We start from the raw sequence: 25,372 nt of genomic DNA, 5'->3' as shown, positions 1-25,372 counted from the left end.
TCGTTTGGCACACGTTTCGGGTCGTCACTATTGCGAGCGGATGACGCAACCATGTGAACCCGTCGAGATGATCTGGAGGGTATGACGATGAATGCGACCGTCGCCAAGTGCGACCAATCCACGCTGGCCGCGACCGTCGCGGGTGAGGACATTGTGCGCGGTGACTTCGTGACCGTTCTTGACGAGACTTATGATATGCCAACGTCGTGCTGGCTCGGCAGTGATCCGTCTCTGTCTGACAACAACGTCGTCAAAGTCAACATGATTCCGCAGGATGCCGGTACTCCTCGAAAAGTGACCGGCGTCTGCCTGCCGTTTGTTTACACCAAAACGATTTACGGCGGGCTCGACACTCTCGATACGCGCCGACAGCGGCTCGTTCGGCTCGACTACCGCTGCGCCCGTCAGGTATGGAAGAAAGCTCGAAAGCAATTTAAGAACGATTAAACAATACGCCGGCGTCCGAGCGCACCTCGGCCGCCGGCTTCTTAAACTCGCCAGAGTACAAATCGCAGCGTTATTGCTTTACTTTCGACCGTTCGGAGCAATCGGCGATCACGCCTTTGAGGTGTGCTCGGCTCATGTCAATCGCGTCGGCCACTTCGACGATGAAGTCGCGCTCTTCATCGGCAAACACGCCGTCGGCGGCCGCTACGTAATAGGCCGCCTTGATCACCTTCTCCTTGCCCTCGTTATTCATCTGCGGGGCGATCGCTTCAAGTTCTTCAAGAAACGACTCGCTGGGCTCATGCGACAGGACGTCGTCCGGCGTTAATTCCTGTCCGGTCAACTTTCGATAGATTTTTTGGATCGTGCTGATTTCGTCGGCGTCGATCTCACCGTCGGCTCGCATCATTTCGACCATCACGCTCTTCATCGCTTCCTGGTAGGTCGCGACGAACTGTACCGCCGCTCTTCGCGGGTCAAGTTCTAAGACTTCTTCGCGAAAACCGTTCTTGCAATGGTCACATTCGACGAACGTGCCCAATTCATTCAGCGGGATTAATGGGATGAAATAGAGCGTGAAAAAGTTACGGACCTTGCGGTGCCGATAGGTCGCATCGGCGTTGCATTCCGGGCAGAAAAAATCACCCGTGTCTTTCGTCGTCGTTACTCCCCGCCATCCCCAGATGATCATTGATTGCTTCCTCTTTTGAACGCGTACCTGGTCGGCCTACTGATTCTCATTTCCGCCACGTCTAGTGCATTAGTACCTTTGCACAAAGGTGAATGCAATTCCTCGGGAAGGTCGTTTTGCCAACATGCGTCGTCACGGTGACATCCGGGCGGCCTTGTTTTGCATGAGGGCGCGAGAACAGACTGAGGCTGTACTTCATCCGCTAAGCAGGTGCTATCGTGAGAAAACGTCATTGCCTAATTCCGATCGACTGCTTTGTCGGACTGGTTTCGTTGGCAGCTCTCGGACTGAGTTCGGCATCTGCCGAACCGGCCGATCCATTCGTCTTTTCGACGTATTATGGTGGTTCTAATTGGGATCACGCTCGGGACGTGTGTGCCGATGCCGACGGGAATGTTTATATTGTCGGCGGAACCTCGTCGCCCGACTTTCCCACAACCGCAGGTGTCGTTGATCGGGTTTTCAACCAAGGCGGTGAATTTGTCGGTGCCCATGGCGATTGCGACGTGCTGGTGGTGAAGTTCTCAGCCGATGGCCGATTGCTGTGGTCGACGTTCATTGGCGGCCCGAATTATGACCGCGCCTACGGCGTCGAAGTCGGACCTGACGGCTTTATCTATGTGGCCGGACGGGCTGGACCCGGTTTTCCGACGACTAAGGACGTTTTTCAACCCGATTTTTCCGGGTCTCGAGAAATCGGTTTTTACGGAGCACAAAACGCCTTCGTCCTAAAGCTCCGCCCGGACGGCACCGAAATTGTGTGGGCGACGTACGTCGGCGTGGGCGAATTGTGCCGGGACGTGGCGGTCGACACGGACGGAAGTATCTTTGTGCCGATGTCATATACGCCAAATATCGATTCATTCCCTGACTGGATGGATCGCGCGCTTCAGAATTCATTTCAGAAGAAACCGGCCGGGGATATCGATTGTGGACTCGTCAAGATTAGGAATGACGGCTCGGCTGTATCTTGGGCGAGCTGGCTCGGCGGATCCGGCAAGGACACGCAGGCGGCGTGCGTGCGACTCGATGGCCATCACCGACCGGTGGTTTCAACGAATACTACGTCCAGCGATATGCCGACCACCGACGGTGCAGAGTCAAGACGCTTGAACGGTGTTGCCGACGGATTCGTTGCAATGTTTAAGGCCGATGGGTCTGAATTGGTGTATGGGACTTATCTCGGCGGTTCCGACCGGGACTGGTCGGTTAGCACCCATCAGTTGGAAGTCGATGATGACGGACATGCTTATCTCTCAATGGGGACAATGTCGGCCGACTTCCCGATTCGCAGCGGGAGTACGCACAAGATGCTTCAAGGAATAAGCGATGTCGCCGTCGTCAAGCTCTCAACCGCAGGTAAAATCCTGCAGAATACCTTGATCGGCGGTTCGGCCAATGACGGAGCAGATGGCATTGCCGTTGATGAGGACGGCACGGTTTATTTCGTCGGTGAAACCGGCTCGCGGGACTTCCCTGTCACCGAGAATGCTTTCCAGAAGAAACACGGAGGAGGTAAGCGGGGCGACGGCTTTGTCGTGAAGCTCTCTTCCGACTTTGAGACGATCCTCTACGCAAGTTATCTCGGCGGGCCCAATGACGACAACGCTCGCAGTGCCTCTCTCGGGCCGGACGGAGCGCTCCTGTTGACGGGCGCTGTCAACGGCCCCGGGTGGCCAACCCGCAACGCCTCGCAGCCAAAGTTTGCAGGAACCGATAACGGCCGATGGGCCAACGGCGACTGCATTGCGGCGAAATTGAGGCTGCCATAGCAACTGCCGATTGATCAAGATGCTCTCGTCCACCGCGATCGCTGGGGTGCCTAATCAGATTCGACAATCCAAAAGACCTCCTCTTCAGTCGCCCGCGCCGCGTAAATGTCGAGATGGTCGGTTACGTTTGGCAATTGAGAGTCGTAGCGGATGATCGCGGCTCTTTTTCGCGCGACCTGTTTCGGGGATAACGCGACCCGGTGCTGGGGTAGATTCGGCTCTACTTCACCGTGGACGATATAGGTATAGATCGGCCCGCCATAGTTCGCGGCCTTCGCCGCATCCATTGAGAATTGTCCTGTCGTACTGTGGTCTTTGTGGGTGTCGGCCGTATTGGTGACGTAGATTTCCCGCGGTTTGCGCGTCTTAATGATCTCGGCCAGATCCCCGATCACTGACGACTTGACGTAAGGGGCCGGCGTGCCGTGCGTTGCCGAGTGATAGTCGGGAATCACCTTACCGTAGGTTTCACTCTGCTCGGTATACGGCTGCCGGACGGGCTCCGCGTCGGCGGCTTGATAGACCTCCGCGAGTTTGGAATCAGGATAGCCGAGCAGCATCACGTCCTCCTTCAAAACCCCGAGATTGGTTGCGGCGTCAACGGCGGCCTGACGGCGCATTGTGCCGACCTTCTTAAAGTCGGCCGGTTTTAAATTCTCGCGGTCCTTCTCGAAAATCTTTGCCGTCCAGTTCGGGTAGCCGTCTCCGCTGGTCACCACGACGATGCCGACCCTCCGGCCGGCTTCGTCGGCTTTAATGATGACCCCTCCGCAGCCGATGACCTCATCGTCCGGATGCGGGGCGATGACGAGAATGTCGAGGCTGGCCAGCCCTGATTCCGCGGCAGTTTCGACGCCTGCATCAGCTGCCAAAGACACGAGCGAAGCAACGATGTTAATTCCGGTTGCCAGAAATGCCGTTAATAGGAATTTCTTCATGAGATTGCCTGAGTTGTGCTGAAGAACGCGGTCAAATGTGCGTTGGCTGACGCGAAGCGTGACCCACTGCCCGATTGACATCGTCTAGCCGCACGTTGAAATGACACGTGGATCAAGTTGTGAAGCCGAGTTGACTCAATGGTTTGATTGGGAAGCAAATAATAATATCTGTTCATTTCGATCGTATTGCGCCTTGAACGCGTTAGACTCAGTTCGTTGAACGACCCTCAAGCCCTCCGAATAAGCTGGTCATCTAAATGGCAACCGAGACAACACCACCGACTGATACTTTGCCGGAACAAACCGAGAAATCCAGCGAGACCGGCTCATCCGGTCGTCCGCTGCGCCGCTGGCCGTTGGTCATTCTTTTGTTGCTGATTCCGGTCTGCTGGTATCTGCAACTCGCCTGGGAGACGCCTCCGCTGACCGTGATGATGATGAGCTTCTTTGGTCCGCTGGTTGTCGGAGCGGCTGTCGTCGTGTGGTGGCTTTTTGCGAGCCGGGCGAGTTGGCCGGAAAAATTGTTGGCGCTGCTCGGCTGGTCGATCGTCGGGGCGGTTCCCTGCTTTTTCCTCCATCCCACCATGAAAGGGATGGGCACGATGTACAACGTCATTCCGACGCTGCTGCTCGCAGGAGGCGTGTCGTTGCTTCTGTTCGGCGGCCTCCCCAAAACGCGGTCCGTCATCACTTTGCTGGTCATCGGACTCGCTTCGGCGGGTTGGACCCTGGCACGCTCTGAAGGCGTGACAAGCGATTTTCGCTCGGAGTTGGCCTGGCGCTGGGAGCCGAGTGCGGAAGAGCAATATCTGGCGTCGATCGAGCGAGTCGATGCGAGCGACTCGGAAGTCTCAACAGACTTTGAAGCGGCCGAGTTTCATTGGCCTGAGTTCCGCGGTCCGGAGCGCGACGGCAAAGTCCATAACGTGAGCATTGCCGAAGACTGGGAGGCGAATCCCCCGAAACTACTCTGGAAGTCGAGAATCGGACCGGCATGGTCCTCGTTCGCCGTGGCAGGCCCGTACTTGTTCACTCAAGAGCAACGGGGTGACAACGAGGCGGTCGTGTGCCTGCAGGCCGATACCGGGGAGATCGTGTGGGCCGCGGAATACGAGAGCCGGTTTTGGGAACCGGTCGCCGGAGCCGGTCCGAGGGCGACACCAACCGTCACGGCTGAGGGGGTGTTCGCCTTGGGTGGGTCGGGACTGTTGCATCGTCTTGAGCCGGAGACCGGCGAGGTGATCTGGCAGGTCGACATAAAGAACGATGCCGATCGTGATCCCGAAATGCCGATGCCGGTGTGGGGTTTCGCATCGTCACCGCTGGTTCACGAAGGGCTCGTTATCGTTCATGCCGGCGGAACGGGCGAGGGTGGTGTGCTGGCTTACGACGTTGAATCGGGTGAACTCCGCTGGGGGGCGGAATCGGGAGATCACTCTTACAGCTCGCCGCAATTCGCCCGGATTGCCGAGACAGACGGCATCCTGATGATCTGCAACGAGGGCGTTCGGTTTCTTGATCCGGCAGACGGGTCAGTCCTCTGGAACCACCGCTGGCCCTACGATGGCTACCGTGTGTTGCAGCCGGTTGTTGATAACGACGCGGTTTATATTTCAACAGGATTGGGTGAAGGCACCCGCCGACTCGATGTTGCTGAAGAGGACGGAGATTGGTCGGTCGACGAAGCCTGGACCAGTCGCGGGATGAAGCCCGATTTCAACGACTACATCGAACACGATGGCTACATCTACGGCTTCGACGTGGCGATCTTCGGCTGTATTGATCTCGAAACCGGCAAGCGCGAATGGAAAGGCGGTCGGTACGGCAAAGGCCAAGCCGTGTTGCTGACCGAGTCGAACCAGATTCTGGTGCTATCCGAGAAAGGCGAACTCGTTCTACTCGAAGCGAACCCAGACCGTCACGTTGAACTCGCGAAGGTGCCTGCGATCGACGGCAAGACGTGGAACCATCCGGTCGTGGTCGGAGATCGCGTCTATGTCCGCAATGCGGAAGAGGCCGCCTGCTATGTGCTGCCGGTGTCGTCAGAGCCGAAGGACACACCGGCCGTGGCCGCTCTTCGCTGAGATCCCGCCGTAATCGCCGGCAATTTCATGCCTTCGACTCGGCATCGACCGGCGCTGCGGGAGGTGAGAACTTCGGGGCAGCGACGTCGAATTCCGTTTCATCGGTCGGTTCGCGACCGGGCATCGACCGGCTTGGCGGCGTGCTCGAAGTCGGGCTGCGCAGGTCGCGGTTGACGCTGTCGATCTCGCTGGTGAAGCCGCTCATCGCCCGCTTGAGTTCATTGACCGACTTGCCGACGTTGCGGGCGACTTCGGGGAGCCGCTTGCCGAACAGCAGCAGCGCGATGACGCCCACCACGAGCATCTCCCCCATTCCCGGCGAACCCAAAATTCCCATATCTGAAACTCGCTTTGTTTGCTTTCGGACTCGAAATGACTGCCGTTTCATCGATGAAAGAGATTCAGGCTGTCATTGTTTCCGCTGTTCAAATTTGATGATGGTCAATCATTAAGATCGATCTCGGTCTGCCGATCGATCACCCGGCTCTTCGGAATCAACCGCTTGCCGGTTTACTTCGCCGGGCGACATCCGATTCGAATGTTGAAGCCACAAAACGAACAGCACGATCCCGGCGGGAAGCAGTACGAACGGAACGAGAATGAACGACAAGATCACGAGTTCGGCGATGCCCGGCATGCCTGGAGCCATGATCTCACCTCAAATTGTCCTGACGTCGCACGAAAGAACTTCTCGTTTCCCAATCCGCTGCGTCAGGCATCACTTCGCGACTCGGAGTGGGCCGATTCCTCCGACTTCGTCGGCTCCTCCGACACATCGTTGATGCCCTTTTTAAATTCCGTGATGCTCGTTCCGAGCGACCGCATCACGCTCGGGAGCCTCTTCCCGAACAGGACCAAAACGATCACCGCGATGATCAGCAGCTCCGGCAATCCCGGTGCTCCGGTGAATAGTGCGAATAATGGACTCATAGTTTTTCTCCGAAGTGCCGCAAGGAAAGCAGGCGGTCCGCCCGATTCATTATTCGCGCAGCTCTACGCGAGGGGAATCGAGCGGGTCCAAAGAGATGCCGGTAGGCAGTGGGGCGGGCGTTGCCGGAGTCGTCCTCGAAAAGGACGCTCCGCAGCTCGTCAGCCGAACCGGGGTTGAGAGGTCAACGTCCCGGCGACTTCGATAAGTATGAACGAACGCAGATGTTTGTCAATTCTTAACTGCCGCCGTCGGCAGAAGTTCCGCAGGCTCGGTTCAGCAATAGCAGTATTTCCGACCACTGCACCAGTTGGCAGTACGCCGTCAGGTTGGAATCGTCACTGCGCCGGGCTCGGCTGCATAAGTCGACGAACGCGAACGCATCCCATTCGCCCGCATGAGCGACAGACTGAGTAAAATCGGTGCCGCAGTGTTCATCGATCTCCATCGCCGATCGGGCAAGAGCCGGGAAGATCGGATGATCACCGACGCGTCGAAACCAGTATTTCGCGTTCGAGTCGTCCGGCTCCCGCCGATGCATGATACCGTGCCAGTAATCGCCGTCGGGGCCGCCGACGTCTTGGGCAATCGAGTGGCTCGCTTCCAACTCGCCATGAACCAAAAGTAGCCCGGCTTTCACAAGTGAATGATCGAATTTGCCAGCGAAGGCCGAGTCGCCGAGGCTGCCTAAGCCGTTGAGCGCTGTCTCCCGGGGATGGTCACAGGCGGGTCCGAGCGACGGCAGCGTTACGTATGAGGCAGCGCTCTCGGCATCCATCGCGGTGATGAATCGCAAGGCGTCAACTTCGGGGTCGGTTCCGATCAACAGTGATCCGAGCGGCTCCGCGGAGTTCACCTCGGTTTTAACGAAATGGCGAAGTCCCTCACGCCAAATGCCGATCGCTTGCGGTCGCCATTGGGGCCATAGCAGACATGCAACTCGAATGGGCAGAGACTGCAGCAACGCCGCCTGACTCGTCGTCGGAGCGACTCCGACCGCCACGAAACCTTCTGATTGAAGAATCGCTTCAGATAAAACTTCGCGAATTCCGTGCGTGGTGCTCTCGGCGACAAATACGACCTCGCAACCCGAACGAGTGGCGATGCCCTTCCATTCTTCGATTGAGATCGCAGCCAATCGGTCGGCGGCAAGACTCGCCGTATTTTCGCGATTCGCGCACTTCTCGGCGAGTCCGGTAGTGACCCAGACGGTGCCCACGCGACCTGAAAGTAGATCATCCAACATGCGTTAACTCCCATGCTTAACTCCTCTGGGTCGACCGGCGGACCGATGCACCACGGCGTTGTTCCCATCGTGGCTCGGGCGATGAGCCGCCCACCGATTCCCCACGCCGGTCACCATCAAAACCTCACGAAAGTAGACCGCAAACCATTAAGCCGTTAGGCTTTAGCGATTCAGCGGTGCGGACGGCATCGCTCTTCGGTCTGAGGTCCCCCGCATGGAATCCATCCTCCCCGAATATCGGCTCGACCCGGCGACTTGGTGCTACCTCTCGCTGCCGTTGGTTATTGCTGTTTTTTTCCGCTTCCGTCGCGTCTGGTCGCTGCGCAATTTTGACCTGCTTCTGCTATTGAGCGTGACGCCGGGATTGCTGTTTGTCGAGTCTCACCCGACGTTGGCGTACACGTGGCTGTTCGGGATTTCAGCCGTCGTGCTGGGGCGATTGCTCTGCGATGGGTTGCTGAATCGTCGCCCCCGCTTGCCACAAAATTTGAATCCTCCGGGTCTGCTGTTTCTAGCGATCGTGGCCACCGGTTTGATCGCGGTCGAAATTGCGACCGAAGACCGATTGCCGACCGACACCATCGCGACGTTGGGTCGTGCCCAAGACTTGGTGGAGCGTCGAGCGCGGCCCGATGAAACGGGAGAGAGCGAGTCGGTCGGACCGGCGGGGGCCGTCTTGGCGACGCCCGCGGTCGGGCTTTCGCGGGTTGTGATGCCCCCGGGGGCGGCGGAGCGAAACGTCGACTTTGCCGTGACGATTTCGGCACGGATCGCCGCGATCCTGTCTCAACTGGCGGTACTCGTCGGGTTGGTATTCGCCACACGGATGCTGACCGGCGATTCCTCCATTGGAATCGCGGCCGGGGCGCTCTATGTACTCCTGCCCTGCACCGCGCTTCAAGCCGTCGAAGTCAATCGTGTGCTGCCCGCCGGCTTGTTGATCTGGGCCGTCGCCCTTCGTGATCGCCCGGTCGCAGCCGGTCTGCTGCTGGGCCTCGCCTGCGGCATGATCTTTTGCCCAATCTTCCTGCTGCCGCTGTGGCTGCGGTATTACGGCAGGAAGGAGATGCTGAAATTCTCCGCCGCGCTGGTATTCACCGCCGCATTGCTGGCCGCATCTTTGGCGCTGACCGCTGTCGATGCCGACTCCTTTGTCAGACAGGTCATCGGCTCGATCGACTGGAAGATTCTGAGGTTTGAAGGGGTTGATGCCGGAGGGTTCTGGAGCAATCGGCCGCAGGTCTACCGGATTCCTGTCTTTACGGTCTTCGTCATTCTGTTGATCGGCGTGACGGTCAAAATGAGGCGGGGTGCGACCGAAACGCTCTTAGCCGGCTCGGCTGCCATCATGCTTGCGATTCAGTTCTGGTACCCGCGCGGCGGCGGGATTTATGTTCTCTGGTACTTGCCACTGTGGATTCTCGTCGTCTTCCGTCCGTCCCGCGAATCGCGTCAGCGGTCGAAGTCACCACCCCGAGCCTCGCCGGCGCACATGACCGAGGACTCTTCGGCAGGATGGAACAATGTCTATCCGAGCGAACGAAGTGACGCTCGACAGCCAAGGCGCAAGCCGGAGTCTCAACCGTTGCCGTCAAAGACATGACGGGCCATGAGCGACCAAACAGCCCCGCCCGCGACGTTTCGCGGACCGCTACAGATTCGCCGGATGGGCCCCGACATCGATGATGCTGCACGCTTGGATGACCGGCAGATCGAGTTCTTTCGCTTTCGCGAGAACCTCACTGCTTTCACAACCGGGGTTCAGAAAAATTTCGGTCGGACGCTTCCGCCCGATTGCTTCCAATTCGCCGATCAGTACCGCAGGCGGCAGGTACACGGTCACCCGGTCGATCGATTCGATCGGAAGGTCATCCAACGATTTGTAGGCCGTGTGCCCTTCGATCTCGTCGGCTTTGGGATTGATCGGATAGACGGCGTAGCCATTTGAGGCATGAGCCCGCACCGACTTATTGCCAAATTTCGATCGATCTCGGCTGGCTCCGAGCACGGCTACGGTCTTTTGCTCGCTCATATTGCTCTCTTGCTATGATCCGAGATGACGCCGAATATTTTATTCGCCGACATGAGAGACCGGGACTTCGATCGTCGTGACGATTCTGAAATCGTTGGTGATGAATTACGATGGATCGCGTCCATCGTAGTCCGTTGCCCGACGACATCCAGCGGGTCAGCCGAAAGCGGTCGGCATTGTTGACGACACGAGCGCTAATTTCCCGTAAATGGGGCGGGTTCTGGAAGCGGGGCGGACGAATTCGTAGGCATTTTGAGTCTGATTGCTGCGACAGGTCGCAGGAAAGTGCTCCAGCCGCCTGCTTGCGTTGCTCGTTGGGGCCATTGGCATAAACTGCCGTTGTCCCCGCCTCATTTTTTTACAGTTTCGCTTCCGACCGACGCCCATGGCCCTTTTTGACGCCCCGAACGAAACCTGTCGCGGCGGCTGTCTCACTATCGGAAACTTTGACGGCGTGCATCTCGGTCACCGCCGGATGATCGCCCGTTTGCGACGTGAGGCCGATCGGCTGGGCGGCCCGGCAGTGGTGGCGACGTTCGATCCGCACCCGGCCGAACTGCTGCGTCCCGAGTTGGCCCCCGCGCAACTCACCACGATTTTGCAACGATCCGAACTGCTGCACGCCGCCGGCGCCGATCAGGTGGTCGTGCTCGAAACAAATCACGCTCTCTTGAATTCATCGCCGCGGGATTTTTTTGACCGGGTCATTGTTCGCGAGTTTGCCGCGCGGGGACTGGTGGAAGGCCCTAATTTCCATTTCGGTAAGGATCGCGAAGGCGATACCGCGTTGCTGGCCGAATTTTGTCGAGAACACGGGATCGAATTGCACGTCCTCGAACCGCAGTCGATCGCCGACGAAATGATTTCATCGTCTCGCGTGCGAAAAGCGCTCGGTGAGGGCGATGTCGAACAAGCAGCGGAGTTGCTCGGCCGGCCGTATCAGATTTCCGGACGCGTCTCCCATGGAGCGGGCCGCGGGGCGGGACTCGGTTTTCCGACCGCAAATCTGTCAGAGATTGAGACGTTGATCCCCGCCGAAGGCGTTTACGGGGGACGCGTTCAACTCAATGAAACGTCGTATGCCGCCGCGATTCACATTGGCAAGAATGCGACATTCGACGCCGATGAGTCGACGGTCGAAGTCCATTTACTCGATTTCAGCGGCTCCCTCTACGACATGATTTTGAACATCGACTTTCTCACGTATGTGCGAACGAGTCGAAAGTTCGATTCAGCCGAAGAATTGCAGCATCAAATGGTGGCGGACTGCGAGCAAATTCGCGCAAGTTCGGCGACGTGAAGCACTCTTGGATTTCTTCCGATGCCCGAGCCGTCCGACGTAATTCGAGTGATCGGCGCTCGGACCCGGAATCTGCAGGACATTGATTGCGTTATCCCGATCGGCGGCATCACCACGATTTGCGGTGTGAGCGGAGCGGGCAAGACGAGCCTCGCAATTCATACGTTGCATGCGGAAGCGACGGCGCGATACGCCGCCGGAATCGCTCAAGGAATGGCGGTTCAGCGCGGCACCGTCGAGCGTCCCGACGTCGACTCGATCGCTCCGATCTGCCCATCGGTAGCTGTGAAAGCAGACCTGACGTTTTCGACCGGGGACAAGACGCTCGCGGAACTGGCTCGGATCGACGAATTGCTGCGAGAACTATTCGCACGTCTGGGGACCGTGATCGACCCCGCGACCGGGCAACCGCTTGTCCGCTCGACCCCGGAGACTGTCGCCGACGCGGTGACGCATGCCAACGACGGTCGACGGGTGATCATTGCGTTTCCGCTTCACGTCATCGCTGAAAACTCCCGAGACTTGAAGTTGATGCCGGTGCTGCTGCGTCGCGGAGGGTTTCGCCGGGTCATCATTGCCGGGCGGACGATGTCGATTGACGAGGTCAATTGGGGTGACACGGCCGATTTCGACGGAGCCTTGGTCGTTGTCGACCGGCTCAAGTCGGATTCGAAAATCTGGCAACGGGCTGCCGACTCGGCCGGCCTCGCGCTGTCCGCCGGGGCGGGTGTCTGCATCGCTCTAACGGAGACGGACGAAGGTTCTCCTTTGGCCGATGAGGCTCTGACAAACTTCAATGGCCGCAAGTGGGCCCAGCGAGTCTTCACCGAAGAACTGATCAGCCCGGTCAGTGGCGTGCGCTATGAGGAGCCTGAAGAGTCGTTGTTTCGGTCCGATTCCCCGCTCGGTGCCTGCCCGTTTTGCGGCGGAAGAGGCCAAGTGTCAGAAATTGATTGGGGTCGACTTGTCCCCGACGAAACAATCAGCCTGCGCGACGACGCGATCGTCGAATTGAAGACGAACCGTCGCAGCGATCTCCGCAGGAGCCTTTTCAAATATGCCGAGCAGATCGGAGTCGACCTTGACCGTCCCTTCCGCGAAGTGGCCGTCAAGGATCGTAACAAACTGCTCGAGGGTGATCGTCGCTTCGACGGTTTAGCTGAAGCCTTGCGATCACGCGGAGCAGCCCGGCGTCGTGGGACAGCACCGATTTATCCGAAGAGATTGAGCAAATCGATTCCCTGCCCGGAATGCCATGGAACGCGCCTCGGGCCGGCAGCACGGGCCGTGCGACTTCAAGATATGAGTTTCCCTGAACTCACGGCGAAGTGCGCGAAAGAATTAAATGATTGGTTGAGCTCAGTGCATTCTGAGCATCGAGACGCGATGGCTCAATTTGAACAGCTATCCGACAGGACGAACCTCTTAAAAGAGTTGAGGCTCGAAGCAATCCCATTAAATCGAAGCGTGCGAGACCTGTCGACCGGGGAGGTGCGGCGTGCTCAGTTCGCTACGATTTCCGCAGCAGATCAAAGCAATTTGCTGTACGTCATTGACGAACCGACGCGAGGGCTTGGATGCGACGATGTCCAACGCATCGTTCAGTGTCTGCGGAGATTGACGGGTCAGGGCAATACGGTCGTGTTGGCGGCTAATGACCCGATGGTGCAATCGGAAAGCGATCACGTCATCGAATTAGGGCCCGCGGCCGGCCGTGATGGGGGCCGGGTCATTAGTGAAGGGCCGCCCGGTCCGAAGGGAGGGATTGAAAACACGATTGAGAATGTAATTCTTAAGAAGGCTGAATCGCGAAGTGCCGACGACAGCAAATATCTATCGATCAATGGCCATCAAGCCCGTGGCCGAGAATTTCCGTCGCTGAAGTTGCGGCTGAATGCGATCACAGCAATTTGCGGGCCGAGCGGGTCGGGCAAGTCGACTCTCTTGCAAGCGGTGATTCATCCGGCCGTTGAGGCGAGGTTGAGCAATGATCGATCCGGAGAAAACGGTCGGGATATTGCCAGTGTCGAGCAAAGCTCCGGCCCATCGGTTGATGAAATACGACTCTTAACGACGGAGAACATCCGGTACGTCCGCCGTCAGGTCGTCGTGACCGCAATTAAGGCGTTCGATGAAATTCGTCGTCTCTTCGCCGAGAGCCAGGAAGCAAAAGTCCGTGGCTTTACGCCTTCGACCTTCAGCTTTTTCAATAGCGAAGGTGGCCGCTGCGAGTCGTGTCGCGGAACCGGCGTCATGAAAGTTGACATGCTATTCATGCCCGACGTGAGTGCGAGTTGCCAGGATTGTGGCGGAAGTCGATATCGCACCGACGTCCTCGATATTCGATACCAAGCGAAGTCGATTGCCGATATCTTAGAAATGACCGTTGCCGAAGCGTTCGTAGTTCTGCGTAACCACCCGGGCATCTTAAAGAAGCTCAATCCGCTTAGAGAAGTTGGCCTCGACTATTTGACGCTCGGTCGATCAATCGAGACTCTTTCCACGGGCGAGCGGGGCCGTCTTAATCTGGCGGAGATGCTCGGGGGAGCCAAGGGGCGTCACGCGCTGCTGTTGTTGGATGACCCGACCGGCGATCTTCACCCGGCCGATTCGCGGCGCGTCGTCGAGGCCGTCGAACGCCTTTGCACGGTCGGCCACACTGCGGTGGTGGCCACCCACGATCCGATCATGATCGCTGCCGCCTCGCAAGTGATATCGCTCACGGGCTGAGCTTTTGCTCGGCTTTGGAGCCGACTCGCTCGAGCGTCGTCATCTTCTCATCGATATTTTTTAGGTCTCTCGACGTCTCCATGGTCAGCGCGGTGATCTGCCCGAGTTGCTGATTGGTGGTCGCGATGCCGGCGTTCAGGTTTCCCAGTTGGGCGGTCAGGCGGTCGAGCTTGCGATTCGTCTCAGTCGTGTTGGTTGCCAAATGCCCTAAAGTTCGCATTGCGCTGCACCCTGTGGAGGCGCAGCAAAGTGCGAGTAGGAGCGGCAGGGCAAACGTGTTCTTCATCGATTTGCTTTCGGCTCGACGGAGAAGTCATTCAACGAGCGAAACGCGACTTGAAGGAGACTGCGAAAATATTAAGAAGATATCCGATTTTACACAATCCTGATAAAGCTATTAAATAGTAATGGTCACACATTTAGTGGGCCGTTTAAAGGTGGCCTATAAAAGGGTGGAGGCCGGTCCGATTGGCTTTCGCCTACCGAACCGGCCTCCGGTCCCTCTCTCCCCAACAACGCATTTATATCGTGGTCACGCGGTCGATGTGCCCGGCCTTAATTCACTTTTAAGAGTGCGAAGGCGGCAATGCAGGAGAGTGCGGACACAATCCAGCAACGCGTGACAATCTTTGTTTCGTGGTCGCCTCGGAACAGGAAGTGGTTGTGCAACGGGGCGCACAGCAGTGGTTTGACTCCGAGCATGCGGGCCGATCCCATCTGCGCGATGACGCTGACGGTTTCAGCGACGAAGACCGACGAACAGACGACGAATAAAACTTCTTGGCGGCACACGATCGCCGAAAAGGCGAGCAGTCCGCCCACGGGTAATGCACCGGTATCGCCCATAAAAACTTGCGCGGGATGAGCATTAAACCATAGAAAACCGAGCATGGCTCCGATGAGGGCGCCGAGCAGCACGGCTGTCTCACCTGAACCGGGAACGGACGGGATGCTGAGGTAAGTAGCGATACCGGAGTGACCGGCCGCATAGGTGAGGGCCGCCATTGTCGCCCCGACGAAAATTGTGCAGCCGGCGGCGAGACCATCAAGACCGTCCGTCAAGTTGACTCCGTTACTGCCGCCGAGCATCGCCAGAATCGCCCACGGAATAAAGAATATTCCGAGCGGAATCACCCACCGTCCGACCGGCAGGATCAGCTCCGCGCCCCCGGTTGAGTTGCCGAGTTGATGGGCAATGCCCGCTGCGACGATGGCCGCGACGACGGCTTGAGCGCCGAATTTTTGTCGAGCTGTCAAGCCGCGTTGTTGTGTTCTTAATTTAATCCAGTCGTCGACTCCGCCGACAATGGTCAGCCCAACGCAGAGAATAAGTCCGTATTGGACAAACGAATTTGATAGATCGCCCCACAGCAGACCGGCAAGCACGACCGCACCGATGATGAATAGTCCGCCCATCGTGGGCGTCGCTTCTTTCCCCTTTTGCATCTCGTCGAGCCGAGCGGACGCGCTTTTCACCTTTTCGGTGAATCGGGCTTTCAACCAGCGGATGGCGAATGGTCCGAGAATGATCGCGAGCAGAAATGACGTAATGGTCGCCATCGCGATGCGAGCCGTTAAGAAGACCCGCGAATCGCCTGCAGAGAGGAACTGCAGCCGTTCGGACAGCGATGGAAAGATGTCGGTCAACCAAAGGATCATTGATTTGGCGTGTGCGCTTCTTACAGAATGGGTTTACTTGCGATCAGACGCTTGACTGAATGGTCTGTCGTTAATTCTGAGGAGGGCAGTTTTCGGCAGTCGACCTTCTTTATCGAAGGCATTGTGTCATCATGCTCGCAGCGGAAGTCTCGGCTATCGAGTCGATTCCGCCGCGGCATTAAGACACCGTTGTATCCGGGCGCCGGGGACCCGCTCCCCGACGCCCAGTGATGTGAAACGATTGTGAAGCAGCCCGTTGGAGTGATCGACCCAGTAATCACGTATTCCAAAGGCCATAGTGCTCTTAATGCGGCAAGCCGCATCAACACGTCGGATCCCCGCAAACCCTGACGTACACAACCGCGTCACACACAGGAGTCGCTTTCAATATGAGGTGATTCGTGGAAGGGATTAAGCCGCCGTCCGCGCGGGAGCGGAGTGCGGCGTATCGAGTGGGAGTGTGACCGCCGGATTGAAATCGTCGAGCCATTCGACGACACGTTCCATACGGGTCTCCCGCGAGCCTTTGATCCAAACGACGTCTCCGGGAGTTAATTCATCCCGAAGTACGTCAAATACTTCGCTGGCTGAATCGCAGACAAAGACCGGGCACTGGGCATCCATGCCCGCTTGACGCCATCCATGCGCAAAGTGCCCGGCGTATCGTCCGCAACCAATCAGCACGTCTAAACCTTGATCTTTCGCATATTGTCCGATCGACTCATGGCCGACGGTCGATGCTTCGCCGAGGTCGAGCATGTCGCCAATGACCAGAATTCGACGCCCGGCACATGGTCGGGCGATGAGTCCGTCGATCGCGCCTCGAACCGATGTCGGATTGGCATTGTAAGTGTCGTCAACGACGGTCCACGGTTTGCGTCGAATAGTCAGACCCCGTCCGGACAGGGGCGTAAAGGAGTCAAAACCGTGATTGATTTCTTCATCGGAGAGTCCGAACCGTTTCGCGACGCAGTAGGCGGTGGCGACATCACTTAACATGTGCGGCCCGGCGACTTTTATTCTGACTTCACTCCCCTCGATATTTGCGATTAGTCGTTCGCCATCGAACTTGACGAGTCGGGCGACCACGTCTGCGGATGGGTTCGACCCAATAGTAATGAGCTCAGCTTCGACATCGGCGGTGAGGCGATCAAACGCCGGCGCCGTCGAGGGAACGAATGCGACGCCGTGCTTAGGAAGACTCCGAAGCAGGTCACCTTTTTCTTCGGCGACACCGGTTACGCTTTTTAGGCCGCGAATATGTGCTTCGCCGATGGATGTGACGACACCGATATCGGGACTGACGATCTCGGACAGCGTTGAAATTTCGCGCGGTGACGATGTCGCCATTTCGACGACGGCATGGCGATGCCGTTTCGAGATTGACAGCAACGTTCGGCTGACGCCGAGCAGATTGTTGAAGTTCTGAGGACTGCGCGTGCCGGATTGTTTGACCGATAATGCTGCGTGAATTAATTCGCGGGTGGTCGTCTTGCCGACCGAACCGGTCACCCCGATGACCACGGCATCGATCAACCGGCGGTACCAACCTGCGAAGTCGGCCAAGGCCGAACGTGAGTGCTGAACGATTAAGACCGGAACGGAGCAGAAACCGAATGACAAATCCTCGGCGACGATCGCCCGGGCACCGTTGGCGATGGCTTCATGCACGAAGTCGTGGCCGTCGAATCGCTCGCCGCGGATCGCCCAGAAGATTTCACCGATCCGGACTTCTTTTGAATCGAGGGCGACTCCGGAAAACTCAATCGACGCGGCTGAACCCGGGACGAGTACGCCCCCGGTTGCCTGTGCCACGTCTTGAAGAGTTACCGGTTCCATCGATTCAGTTCTTAATTCGGGAAAATGTATTTGTATAAGGTGACTTATTAATGCTTAGGCACAGGCGGTGATTGGGGTCGCTGGGTGTCGGGCCGACAGGTAACGGCGGACAAAGGCCGCATCGTTGTGACTGATTTGCCGGGTGCCGATTTCCTGGTAGGTCTCGTGACCTTTCCCCGCGATGAGGACGCAGTCGCCGGGCACGGCGGCATCAAGTGCGAGGCGAATTGCATCGCAGCGGTCGGGTCGGACTTCAACCGTCGTGCTGGTGATGCCGGCCAAAATGTGTTCGATGATGGTCTGCGGATGCTCGTTCCGCGGGTTGTCGTTCGTGACGATGGCGAGGTCGGCATTTGAGGCCGCTTGACCGAGTAACGGTCGTTTGTCCGCGTCTCTTCCGCCACCGGCGCCAAAGACCACAATCAGTCGTCCCTGAGTGATCTGCTTCAGCTCATCGACGACCCGAGCGAGGGCGTCCGGAGTGTGAGCGTAGTCGACAAAAACATTGATTGGTTCGGCCACAATTCGCTCGAGCCTTCCGGGCGGCGACTTAATCTTTGACAGTCCCGCGGCAATTTGTTCCGGAGCGAGACCGAATTCCGCAGCGACCGCGGCGGCCAGTAGCATGTTCATCACGTTGTGACGACCGATTAATTCGGTCTGAATTTGTTCGGCGAAATCGGCCATCTGAAATGTAAACCGCACCCCTGTCTTATTCGAAGTAAGGTCGGTTGCTCTGAGATCAGCCGGACCGTCGAGCGAGCAGGTTATAGCGTCGATTCCGCAGTTGTGTTTCGCGAAAAGGTCGCGTGATCCGGGATCATCGTTATTAATGATCGCTCGACCTCCCTTGCGGACGAGGCCAAAGATTTTTCCCTTTGCGGCTGCATAAGCGTGGGGAGTGCCGTGATAGTCGAGGTGGTCGCGTGTGACTCCAGTCACGACTGCTAAGTCCAACTGCAAGCCGGCTACTCGATATTGATCGAGAGCCTGGCTCGAGAGTTCCACCGCGGCCATCGTTGTTCGGTTCGACGTCATCCGGCTGAGCGAGTTCCAGAATTTGGGAGGCTCATCGGTGGTCAGCGTCGACGTTTCGGTGCAAACGCCGTCGTAGTTTTCGACGGTGCCGAGTTGTCCGCAGCGTTGCCCGCACGATTCCAGTAGCTTCCGGATCATGGAGCAGACGCTCGTCTTTCCATCGGTGCCGGTCACACCGGCGACCCTCAGGCGTTGGTCAGGACGACCGGCTAACGCACGGCAGACTTCGGAATACGCGATGCGGGAATTGGAGACGACACATTGAGGAACGGCGGTCGATGTGATCGGTCGATCTGTCAGGACACCGCAGGCACCGTTGGAAATGGCTTCGTCAAGATAATCGATTCCGTCGACCGTTCGTCCGCGGAGTGCGGCGAAGACACTGCCGGGGCGACAGTCCGTTGAGCGATCGGTGATGTGCGAGACGCCGATGTCGGCCGAACCGATGAAACTCGCTGCCGGAAGCAGCCGCCGCAGACTCACCGCACCCGCCGAGGAGGCGATCATCGTGCCGAAATGGGACTGGGGCGGAGAGTGCATGGATCGGGGGCGCAGACCGCGATCGGTAAGAATCGCGTTCGTCGGCGGGGTTCAGAATGTTGCGGGATTTTAGTGGCGAAGAACTTCGCCGAAGGTATGTCTGGGGGTCGCTTGTGCGGTGACTCGTTTCACCGTGTCAGCGACTTGAGAGAGATTCTGTTGAAATCCGAAAAATGGTCAAGCCGCCTCCGCAGGAAATTCAAGGTCGCTGCAAGACTTACAAGAATCGGCCTCGATCAGCCGGGGCTCTCGTCGGAAAACAAGGAGAGGTTCTCATGAGCAAGCCGCAAGAAAGCAGTGTGCGGCGTTGCCGAAACCAAGTCGCGGTGAATAATCGACCGTTGAAAACCCTTGAGGAGTGAAAATGTCGGAGCATCAGGTTCAACGCTCGGCGACCGATTTTGACGCCGTGCTTGTCGTTTCTTTCGGCGGGCCGGAGAAACGAGAGGACGTGCTGCCGTTTCTCGAAAACGTATTGCGCGGTCGAAACGTCCCACGTGAGCGAATGCTCGAAGTCGCCGAGCACTACTATCATTTCGACGGCGTCAGTCCGATCAACGAGCAATGCCGGGAGTTGATCGAGGCATTGAAGTCCGAGTTCGATTCGTCAGGCGTGACGCTTCCGATCTATTGGGGCAATCGCAATTGGAATCCATTCCTGACCGACACGATCGAACAGATGAAGGCTGACGGCGTTCGCAACGCGTTGGCTCTCGTCCTGTCTTCCTACAGTTCGTATTCCGGCTGTCGGCAGTATCGAGAGAATGTTTACGCCGCGTGCGATCAGATCGATGGCGATGCGCCGAAGTTCGGCAAAATACGGGTGTGGTACAATCATCCTTTGTGGGTGCAGGCGAACGCCGATCGCGTTTCAGCCGCGCTTGATGAGTTCGAAGCGGAAGCGAGAGAGTCGGCACATCTGGCTTTCACGGCTCACAGTATTCCCGCATCGATGGCGCAGACGTCCGCCTACGAGCAACAACTCCGCGAGTCTTGTCGCCTTGTCGCCGAGGCGGTCGGCGTACCGGAGTCGCGTTGGGAGCTCGTGTTTCAAAGTCGCAGTGGCCGGCCGCAGGATCCGTGGCTGGAACCCGATATTTGTGACCATCTGCGGTCACTACGGGAAAAAGAGGTCGCGTATGTTGTCATTTCGCCGATCGGGTTCGTCTCCGACCACATGGAAGTGCTGTACGACCTTGATGATGAGGCCCGCGGCGTCGCCGATGAGATTGGCCTCACGATGGTGCGGGCGAAAACCGTTGGGACGCACCCCGACTTCGTGAAGATGCTGCGTGAACTCGTTCAGGAGCGGCTTGACCGCGATCAACCACAGCGGGCCTGCGGTCAATTCGGGCCGAACCACGACGTCTGCCCCGTCGACTGCTGCGCCCCTCCGCCGCGCCGGCGTCCTGTCCCAGCGGGCGGGAACTGATTCGGCTTGCAGTAGCTCTCTCACGCGAACTCGCATTCTTGCGCGTCTCGAGAACGACCGTGGCGTTGCGCAATGAAGAACTGCGTACCAAAGATGTCCCGCAATAAGGCGGTCTGCGGCGCGTATCTTGCTTAACCGGAACGAATCGGCGTTGCCGCACCGGACATTTCCCGATTCGTTGATCTTTTCGGTTTCCGCGTCGAAAATGCCGACCATGATGTGACGCATCTTGCACGGGAGATTGGCGAATCTGCTCACGGGTTCGCCATCGAATGAGGCGAACGGAGATTTCTCAAAAATATTGCAAGCCGCACGGTGTGAACGGTTTAGGTACATCTACTACCCATCAACAAGACTGTATGTGAGAATATCTTTTATTTTCTGCGCGATCCTTTACACTGAGCGTTCGGATAGCCTTGTACCCTTGGACGAAGGAGTCGTCGATGTCGGTCGATCGTGCAAAACGAAGCAGCAAAGGAAAGCCGAAGCCCGTGGAAGCTCCGGTGACAGAACCCAATTCGCAATCGACGGAGACTTTGATGGAGACACTCGCAGGAAGGCACTTGGTGGAAAAAGACGTGCAGACGACGCTGGAGAGCCACCCGGCTTACCGGTTCTCGGACTTGGTCGTGCATCGAATCAGCGACGGGGTCTGCCTGACCGGTGTCGTGGACGTGAACGATGACGCGCCGGACGTCGAAGCGGTCGCTCAGCAGATTTCCGGCGTCGAACGTGTGCTCAATCAGTTGGTCACATGCGGCAAGGGCCGTGTCCGCTGAGTGACGGCGAACAGAGCCGCTCTCAGGATCGGCTCAATGGATTGTCATTCGACGCGGTGAAAGCGTGACTTGATTGTCACGACGGATCGTCGAACAGAATCGCACGTTTCGAACATTCTAACTCTCATCGATTTTCGGGGGATTCTGACATTTTCCCCCGATCGCTCTGGCTCGCGAATTGACGGATCGCTAGCATCCGCTCGCAACGAAAATCGCCGACGACAAGACGTCAGTGGCGATCGTTCATTTTCGGAGCCAATCTCGAAACCTGTAGCGATTTGAGTCACCGAGTTGCATCTTTGCAGTCGTCAGGTATTCATGAGTCGCTTCAGAAGATAGCAATCGAATCTATCGTTCGAGAACGATCGTTCGGCAGGGAGGCCGCCGTGAGTTCAGCCGCAATTTCAACCGTCCACGAATCGCCCGCTCAAATTCGGTGGCTGATTCGGCGAGATATGCCGTCCGTCCTCGCGATTGAGGCGGAAAGCTTCGAGTTTCCTTGGACGGAAGAAGATTTTCTCTGCTGCCTTCGGCAGCGCAACTGCATCGGGATGGTCGCGGAAGTCGATGACGAGGTCGTCGGGTTCATGATCTACGAGTTGCAGAAGTCTCGCCTGCGAGTTCTCAACTTCGCCGTCGCGTCGATTTTCCGACGCAGCAAAATCGGTTCGGCGATGATCAATCGCCTTGTCGAGAAACTGTCTCAACAGCGCCGCCGCGAAATCATTCTCGAAGTCCGCGAGACAAATCTTTCAGCTCAACTGTTCTTTAAGCAGCTTGGTTTTCGAGCCTTCGGCGTGCTCCGCAATCGCTACGAAGAGACCGAAGAAGACGCCTACGCGATGCACTTCGTCATGCGGCCTGAGCAGGATATGCAGTCACCCTTTGCCCCGGTGAACCGCATCTCAGAAGTCGATGCGGCCTGAGCCGTCGAACGCGACGCATTGATGACGTCCCGATTGTGGCTTCGACTTTCTTCGGTCGGGTCCGGCTCTTGCTTGTAACGTCGGCTGCGGCGTTTAAGCTGTCGGCATGAAAATCGATTGGGAGCCGCTACGTCCGATTTTGGAGGAGGGTGAGAAGTTCATCCTCACCAGCCACGTGCGTCCCGATGCCGACGCCCTCGGATCGGAATTGGGGCTGGCGGCGATTTTGGAAGACGCCGGAAAGTCGGTGGCGATCGTCAATCCTTCGGCCGCTCCCGGGCACCTCGATTTCCTCGATGCCGACGGCGTCGTGCATAAGCTCGGAGAGACAATCGACGCCAATCGCGTCGAAGATGCCGACGTGCATATTGTGATCGATACGAGCGCGTGGACGCAGCTTGGCGATTTGGGAACGATCCTTCGCCGGACCTCCGCGAAGAAAGTCGTCATTGATCACCACGTCAGTAGCGACGATATCGGGGCGGTCGAATTTAAGGACGTCTCCGCGGAAGCGTCCGGCGTGCTGGTGGTCGAACTGGCTGACGCCCTCGGCTTTGAATTGCCGAAGCGTGCGGCCGTCCCACTTTTTGCCGCCATCGCGACCGATACCGGATGGTTTCGTTTTCCATCGACGAAGCCTTCGACGTACGAGACGATAGCCCGGCTGGTCGCCTTGGGGGCTCGGCCGGAATATGTCTATCGGATGTTATACGAGCGCAAATCGGTCGGCCGATTGCGATTGGCCGGTCGCGTACTCGGGCGGATCGAATTCGCGGCGGACGGACGTATTGCCTACACCTGGGTGACCCAGGCCGACTTCAAAGATCTCGGTGCTCAGCAGGCCGACACCGAAGACCTCGTCAATGAGTGCCTGACGCTCGACGGAACCGAGGCCGCGTTCATCGCGATCGAGCAGGAAAATGGCTCGATCAAAGTCAGCCTCCGCAGCCGCACCGGCCTCAACGTGGCCGCAGTCGCCGAAAAGTTCGGCGGAGGCGGCCACCGCCAAGCGGCAGGCACCGTCCTCCCCGGACCGGTCGACGCCGCGGTGAAGAAAGCCCTCGCGGCGCTGCTTGAGGCTGTCGATCAGAAGGCATAGTTCTGCCGCCGTGTGAGTCGCGTTTGGTGAGGCAACTGGACAATAGGCAGCTCGGAACCCGCCTTATTTTCCACGCCCGGTCTGCTCCTGCAATTCGTTAATCCGCTCCGATGCTTCGGCCTTCGTCGGAGCGGGGTCGAATTCGACACCGGCCTCTTCGGACAACGTCTTCAGGTACGACGCCTGAGCGCCGGTCATCTCTTCGTCGCCGGTCGTCCAATTCTCCGGGACTTTGACCCGGTTGTCAGGTCCGTCCGGCTGCGTTTGCTTGGGGTCGGACTTTGTCTGCTTGCTCATGGCCGCCGTCTCCGATCGTTGAAATGCGAATTACTGTACGCATTTGTATGTCGATCGGCGGGGCCGGCAAGACCGGGGGATTCCTGAAGAACGCGTCGGGGAGCCGAGTCAGCTCAAAATCTTTTTTAACAGCATCTCCCGGACCGTCTTGGGGTCGGCCCCTTTGACCTGCTTCATCACTTGGCCGATGAGTGGGCCGACGGCTTGCTGCTTGCCGCCTTCGACGTCGGAGATCGTCTTTGCGTTCTTCGGCTCGGCGAGCACGTTGTCGATCGCCGCATCGAGGGCGCCGGTATCCTCGACCACTTCGAGACCCTTCTCGGCAATGATTTCGTCGGCTTTCGCCTTCGTGACTTTCTCGCGCGGCAACTCCAGCAGGTCGCCGTAGAGATCGCGAGCGCTCTTGGTGGTGAGCTTGCCATCGACAATCAGTTTGAGGATGTCGCCCAGCACTTCGGCGGGGATCGGGAACTCGTCGATCGTGAGCTTGCGGTCATTCAGATCGCGCTGCACATCCTGGGTACACCAGTTGGCAGCCCGTTTGGCATCGCCGCAGGTCTCTTCGACGGTTTCAAAGTAACGGGCGAACTCGACCCCCTGCCCGATGATGACTCGCGCGTCGTAGTCGGAAAGCTCGAGCGCCTCGACATAGCGGGCCCGCTTCGCAGCCGGGAACTCGCCGAGAGTCGCGCGGATCGACTCTACGAACTCGTCGCTCGCGGTGACCGGGGCGAGGTCGGGGTCGGGGAAATAGCGGTAGTCGGCCGCTTCTTCCTTTTCGCGCATCTTATAGGTGACGCCGCGGTCGAGGTCGAAGCCGCGAGTCGCTTTGGGCACCTCCCCGAGTTTCTTACCGGTCTCTTGAAACTCTTCGAACTGCCGCTCCGCTTCGTACTCGCACGCCTTCTCGACGCCGGCGAAGCTGTTCATATTCTTTACTTCAACGATCGGCGTGGCGACTTTGTGGCCGTCATCCGTGTGGACATGCAGGTTGACGTTCACATCGCAGCGGAGCGAGCCTTCCTGCATGTTGCAGTCGGAGACGCCGAGGTAGGTCATTAAGAGCTTTAATTCTTCCAGATACGCTTTCGCTTCGGCGGCGCTGCGGAGGTCGGGCTGTGAGACGATCTCGACGAGCGGCGTGCCCGCACGGTTCAGGTCGACTTTGCTGTCGCCGCCCCCTTCGTGCAGGTTCTTACCGGCGTCTTCTTCGAGGTGGGCCCGGATGATGCCGATCTTGCGATGCGCACCGGTCTCGGCATCGGTAATTTCCAGATAGCCGTCGGCACAAAGCGGCAGATCGTACTGGCTGATCTGATAAGCCTTCGGCAGGTCGGGGTAGTAGTACTGCTTGCGATCCCACTTGGTGAATTTCGCAATGTTGCAGTTGAGCGCCAGCCCGACCTTCACCGCGAGCTCATACGCTTTACGGTTCATCACCGGCAGCGTTCCCGGCAATCCGAGCGTCACCGGGTCGGTCTGCGTATTGGGCTGATCAGGATTGAAGCGATTGATGCAGCCGCTGAAGAGCTTGGTCTTCGTCTGCAATTGCACGTGGACTTCAAGTCCGATGACGGTTGTGTAGTTCATCGAGA

The 25,372-nt window shown here is 57.9% G+C and carries 23 protein-coding genes; 10 read left to right on the top strand and 13 right to left on the bottom strand.

All coding sequences use genetic code 11. From position 1 onward, the window contains the following. The first annotated feature begins 87 nt into the window (after nucleotides 1-87). Entirely contained in the window at nucleotides 88-447 is a 360-nt protein-coding gene (locus Pan189_RS12565; protein WP_145364264.1) for a hypothetical protein, read from the top strand. 70 nt (nucleotides 448-517) lie between these two features. Here Pan189_RS12565 and Pan189_RS12560 read toward each other — a convergent pair whose 3' ends face one another. Next, entirely contained in the window at nucleotides 518-1,138 is a 621-nt protein-coding gene (locus Pan189_RS12560) for a TerB family tellurite resistance protein (protein WP_145364262.1), read from the bottom strand. Nucleotides 1,139-1,356: 218 nt separating this feature from the next. On the opposite strand from Pan189_RS12560, the gene Pan189_RS12555 reads away from it, so the two are divergent. Beyond that, a complete protein-coding gene (locus tag Pan189_RS12555) occupies nucleotides 1,357-2,910 on the top strand; it encodes an NHL repeat-containing protein (protein WP_145364261.1) in 1,554 nt (517 codons plus the stop codon). Nucleotides 2,911-2,960: 50 nt separating this feature from the next. Here the strand turns inward: Pan189_RS12555 and Pan189_RS12550 are convergent, their stop codons facing one another. Next, the gene (locus Pan189_RS12550; protein WP_145364259.1) at nucleotides 2,961-3,929 is read right to left on the bottom strand and encodes a PIG-L deacetylase family protein; all 969 of its coding nucleotides are present in this window, start codon (nucleotides 3,927-3,929) and stop codon (nucleotides 2,961-2,963) included. A gap of 176 nt (nucleotides 3,930-4,105) precedes the next feature. Between Pan189_RS12550 and Pan189_RS12545 the strand changes: the two genes are divergently transcribed. Continuing rightward, on the top strand, nucleotides 4,106-5,932 hold the full coding sequence (locus tag Pan189_RS12545) for a PQQ-binding-like beta-propeller repeat protein (RefSeq protein ID WP_145364257.1): 1,827 nt from the start codon (nucleotides 4,106-4,108) through the stop codon (nucleotides 5,930-5,932). A 25-nt stretch (nucleotides 5,933-5,957) separates the two neighbouring features. Here Pan189_RS12545 and Pan189_RS12540 read toward each other — a convergent pair whose 3' ends face one another. The 4 genes from Pan189_RS12540 to Pan189_RS12525 all read right to left on the bottom strand — a co-directional run bounded on the left by Pan189_RS12540 (nucleotide 5,958) and on the right by Pan189_RS12525 (nucleotide 8,106). Next, the gene (locus Pan189_RS12540) at nucleotides 5,958-6,269 is read right to left on the bottom strand and encodes a Sec-independent protein translocase subunit TatA/TatB (protein WP_310820412.1); all 312 of its coding nucleotides are present in this window, start codon (nucleotides 6,267-6,269) and stop codon (nucleotides 5,958-5,960) included. A 111-nt stretch (nucleotides 6,270-6,380) separates the two neighbouring features. Further along, nucleotides 6,381-6,581, bottom strand: coding sequence for a hypothetical protein (locus Pan189_RS12535; protein ID WP_145364256.1), 201 nt, complete (start codon nucleotides 6,579-6,581; stop codon nucleotides 6,381-6,383). Nucleotides 6,582-6,643: 62 nt separating this feature from the next. Continuing rightward, a complete protein-coding gene (locus Pan189_RS12530) occupies nucleotides 6,644-6,862 on the bottom strand; it encodes a Sec-independent protein translocase subunit TatA/TatB (RefSeq protein ID WP_145364254.1) in 219 nt (72 codons plus the stop codon). A 236-nt stretch (nucleotides 6,863-7,098) separates the two neighbouring features. Beyond that, on the bottom strand, nucleotides 7,099-8,106 hold the full coding sequence (locus Pan189_RS12525) for a hypothetical protein (protein WP_145364253.1): 1,008 nt from the start codon (nucleotides 8,104-8,106) through the stop codon (nucleotides 7,099-7,101). 214 nt (nucleotides 8,107-8,320) lie between these two features. Between Pan189_RS12525 and Pan189_RS12520 the strand changes: the two genes are divergently transcribed. Continuing rightward, complete coding sequence (locus Pan189_RS12520) at nucleotides 8,321-9,709, top strand: glycosyltransferase family protein (protein WP_145364252.1); 1,389 nt, start codon at nucleotides 8,321-8,323, stop codon at nucleotides 9,707-9,709. Between the two features lie 48 nt (nucleotides 9,710-9,757). Here Pan189_RS12520 and Pan189_RS12515 read toward each other — a convergent pair whose 3' ends face one another. Next, nucleotides 9,758-10,138, bottom strand: coding sequence for a CoA-binding protein (locus tag Pan189_RS12515; protein ID WP_145364250.1), 381 nt, complete (start codon nucleotides 10,136-10,138; stop codon nucleotides 9,758-9,760). Nucleotides 10,139-10,523: 385 nt separating this feature from the next. Here Pan189_RS12515 and Pan189_RS12510 point away from each other — a divergent pair, with 385 nt between their 5' ends. Then, nucleotides 10,524-11,438, top strand: a complete 915-nt coding sequence (locus Pan189_RS12510; protein WP_145364249.1) for a bifunctional riboflavin kinase/FAD synthetase — start codon at nucleotides 10,524-10,526, stop codon at nucleotides 11,436-11,438. Between the two features lie 21 nt (nucleotides 11,439-11,459). Further along, nucleotides 11,460-14,168, top strand: coding sequence for an excinuclease ABC subunit UvrA (locus Pan189_RS12505; RefSeq protein ID WP_145364248.1), 2,709 nt, complete (start codon nucleotides 11,460-11,462; stop codon nucleotides 14,166-14,168). On the opposite strand, the gene Pan189_RS12500 is transcribed toward Pan189_RS12505, so the two are convergent. The 4 genes from Pan189_RS12500 to Pan189_RS12485 all read right to left on the bottom strand — a co-directional run bounded on the left by Pan189_RS12500 (nucleotide 14,158) and on the right by Pan189_RS12485 (nucleotide 19,244). After that, on the bottom strand, nucleotides 14,158-14,454 hold the full coding sequence (locus Pan189_RS12500) for a hypothetical protein (protein WP_310820408.1): 297 nt from the start codon (nucleotides 14,452-14,454) through the stop codon (nucleotides 14,158-14,160). The genes Pan189_RS12505 and Pan189_RS12500 overlap by 11 nt on opposite strands. A 269-nt stretch (nucleotides 14,455-14,723) precedes the next feature. Continuing rightward, complete coding sequence (gene mraY / locus Pan189_RS12495) at nucleotides 14,724-15,827, bottom strand: phospho-N-acetylmuramoyl-pentapeptide-transferase (RefSeq protein WP_145364245.1); 1,104 nt, start codon at nucleotides 15,825-15,827, stop codon at nucleotides 14,724-14,726. A 411-nt stretch (nucleotides 15,828-16,238) separates the two neighbouring features. Beyond that, complete coding sequence (locus Pan189_RS12490) at nucleotides 16,239-17,666, bottom strand: UDP-N-acetylmuramoyl-tripeptide--D-alanyl-D-alanine ligase (RefSeq protein WP_145364243.1); 1,428 nt, start codon at nucleotides 17,664-17,666, stop codon at nucleotides 16,239-16,241. A 54-nt stretch (nucleotides 17,667-17,720) separates the two neighbouring features. Then, on the bottom strand, nucleotides 17,721-19,244 hold the full coding sequence (locus Pan189_RS12485) for a UDP-N-acetylmuramoyl-L-alanyl-D-glutamate--2,6-diaminopimelate ligase (RefSeq protein WP_145364241.1): 1,524 nt from the start codon (nucleotides 19,242-19,244) through the stop codon (nucleotides 17,721-17,723). Between the two features lie 364 nt (nucleotides 19,245-19,608). On the opposite strand from Pan189_RS12485, the gene Pan189_RS12480 reads away from it, so the two are divergent. The 4 genes from Pan189_RS12480 to Pan189_RS12465 all read left to right on the top strand — a co-directional run bounded on the left by Pan189_RS12480 (nucleotide 19,609) and on the right by Pan189_RS12465 (nucleotide 23,480). After that, nucleotides 19,609-20,676, top strand: a complete 1,068-nt coding sequence (locus Pan189_RS12480) for a ferrochelatase (protein WP_145364239.1) — start codon at nucleotides 19,609-19,611, stop codon at nucleotides 20,674-20,676. A 539-nt stretch (nucleotides 20,677-21,215) separates the two neighbouring features. After that, nucleotides 21,216-21,455, top strand: a complete 240-nt coding sequence (locus Pan189_RS12475) for a BON domain-containing protein (RefSeq protein ID WP_310820406.1) — start codon at nucleotides 21,216-21,218, stop codon at nucleotides 21,453-21,455. Nucleotides 21,456-21,910: 455 nt separating this feature from the next. Continuing rightward, on the top strand, nucleotides 21,911-22,381 hold the full coding sequence (gene rimI / locus Pan189_RS12470; RefSeq protein WP_145366178.1) for a ribosomal protein S18-alanine N-acetyltransferase: 471 nt from the start codon (nucleotides 21,911-21,913) through the stop codon (nucleotides 22,379-22,381). Nucleotides 22,382-22,487: 106 nt separating this feature from the next. Beyond that, nucleotides 22,488-23,480 carry a DHH family phosphoesterase gene (locus Pan189_RS12465; protein WP_145364235.1) on the top strand — a complete coding sequence of 331 codons (993 nt, stop codon included), beginning with the start codon at nucleotides 22,488-22,490 and terminating at the stop codon, nucleotides 23,478-23,480. A gap of 63 nt (nucleotides 23,481-23,543) precedes the next feature. On the opposite strand, the gene Pan189_RS12460 is transcribed toward Pan189_RS12465, so the two are convergent. Together Pan189_RS12460 and gatB are read right to left on the bottom strand one after the other, a co-directional pair. Next, nucleotides 23,544-23,777 carry a DUF3072 domain-containing protein gene (locus Pan189_RS12460; protein WP_145364233.1) on the bottom strand — a complete coding sequence of 78 codons (234 nt, stop codon included), beginning with the start codon at nucleotides 23,775-23,777 and terminating at the stop codon, nucleotides 23,544-23,546. A 108-nt stretch (nucleotides 23,778-23,885) separates the two neighbouring features. After that, nucleotides 23,886-25,367, bottom strand: a complete 1,482-nt coding sequence (gene gatB / locus Pan189_RS12455; protein ID WP_145364231.1) for an Asp-tRNA(Asn)/Glu-tRNA(Gln) amidotransferase subunit GatB — start codon at nucleotides 25,365-25,367, stop codon at nucleotides 23,886-23,888. Nucleotides 25,368-25,372: the final 5 nt, after the last annotated feature.

Origin of the sequence: Stratiformator vulcanicus (assembly GCF_007744515.1) — a bacterium.
Taxonomy (GTDB): Bacteria; Planctomycetota; Planctomycetia; order Planctomycetales; family Planctomycetaceae; genus Stratiformator; species Stratiformator vulcanicus.
Note: the sequence above shows the minus strand (reverse complement) of the source record. Positions and strands in the feature narration are given on the sequence as shown.

Excerpts from the sequence above, each read along its gene's own strand:
- Pan189_RS12565 (WP_145364264.1), top strand. The coding sequence starts at position 88 with ATGAATGCGACCGTCGCCAAGTGCGACCAATCCACGCTGGCCGCGACC.
- Pan189_RS12560 (WP_145364262.1), bottom strand. The coding sequence starts at position 1,138 with ATGATCATCTGGGGATGGCGGGGAGTAACGACGACGAAAGACACGGGT.
- Pan189_RS12550 (WP_145364259.1), bottom strand. The coding sequence starts at position 3,929 with ATGTCAATCGGGCAGTGGGTCACGCTTCGCGTCAGCCAACGCACATTT.
- Pan189_RS12545 (WP_145364257.1), top strand. The coding sequence starts at position 4,106 with ATGGCAACCGAGACAACACCACCGACTGATACTTTGCCGGAACAAACC.
- Pan189_RS12540 (WP_310820412.1), bottom strand. The coding sequence starts at position 6,269 with ATGGGAATTTTGGGTTCGCCGGGAATGGGGGAGATGCTCGTGGTGGGC.
- Pan189_RS12535 (WP_145364256.1), bottom strand. The coding sequence starts at position 6,581 with ATGGCTCCAGGCATGCCGGGCATCGCCGAACTCGTGATCTTGTCGTTC.
- Pan189_RS12530 (WP_145364254.1), bottom strand. The coding sequence starts at position 6,862 with ATGAGTCCATTATTCGCACTATTCACCGGAGCACCGGGATTGCCGGAG.
- Pan189_RS12525 (WP_145364253.1), bottom strand. The coding sequence starts at position 8,106 with ATGTTGGATGATCTACTTTCAGGTCGCGTGGGCACCGTCTGGGTCACT.
- Pan189_RS12520 (WP_145364252.1), top strand. The coding sequence starts at position 8,321 with ATGGAATCCATCCTCCCCGAATATCGGCTCGACCCGGCGACTTGGTGC.
- Pan189_RS12515 (WP_145364250.1), bottom strand. The coding sequence starts at position 10,138 with ATGAGCGAGCAAAAGACCGTAGCCGTGCTCGGAGCCAGCCGAGATCGA.
- Pan189_RS12510 (WP_145364249.1), top strand. The coding sequence starts at position 10,524 with ATGGCCCTTTTTGACGCCCCGAACGAAACCTGTCGCGGCGGCTGTCTC.
- Pan189_RS12505 (WP_145364248.1), top strand. The coding sequence starts at position 11,460 with ATGCCCGAGCCGTCCGACGTAATTCGAGTGATCGGCGCTCGGACCCGG.
- Pan189_RS12500 (WP_310820408.1), bottom strand. The coding sequence starts at position 14,454 with ATGAAGAACACGTTTGCCCTGCCGCTCCTACTCGCACTTTGCTGCGCC.
- mraY (WP_145364245.1), bottom strand. The coding sequence starts at position 15,827 with ATGATCCTTTGGTTGACCGACATCTTTCCATCGCTGTCCGAACGGCTG.
- Pan189_RS12490 (WP_145364243.1), bottom strand. The coding sequence starts at position 17,666 with ATGGAACCGGTAACTCTTCAAGACGTGGCACAGGCAACCGGGGGCGTA.
- Pan189_RS12485 (WP_145364241.1), bottom strand. The coding sequence starts at position 19,244 with ATGCACTCTCCGCCCCAGTCCCATTTCGGCACGATGATCGCCTCCTCG.
- Pan189_RS12480 (WP_145364239.1), top strand. The coding sequence starts at position 19,609 with ATGTCGGAGCATCAGGTTCAACGCTCGGCGACCGATTTTGACGCCGTG.
- Pan189_RS12475 (WP_310820406.1), top strand. The coding sequence starts at position 21,216 with ATGGAGACACTCGCAGGAAGGCACTTGGTGGAAAAAGACGTGCAGACG.
- rimI (WP_145366178.1), top strand. The coding sequence starts at position 21,911 with ATGCCGTCCGTCCTCGCGATTGAGGCGGAAAGCTTCGAGTTTCCTTGG.
- Pan189_RS12465 (WP_145364235.1), top strand. The coding sequence starts at position 22,488 with ATGAAAATCGATTGGGAGCCGCTACGTCCGATTTTGGAGGAGGGTGAG.
- Pan189_RS12460 (WP_145364233.1), bottom strand. The coding sequence starts at position 23,777 with ATGAGCAAGCAGACAAAGTCCGACCCCAAGCAAACGCAGCCGGACGGA.
- gatB (WP_145364231.1), bottom strand. The coding sequence starts at position 25,367 with ATGAACTACACAACCGTCATCGGACTTGAAGTCCACGTGCAATTGCAG.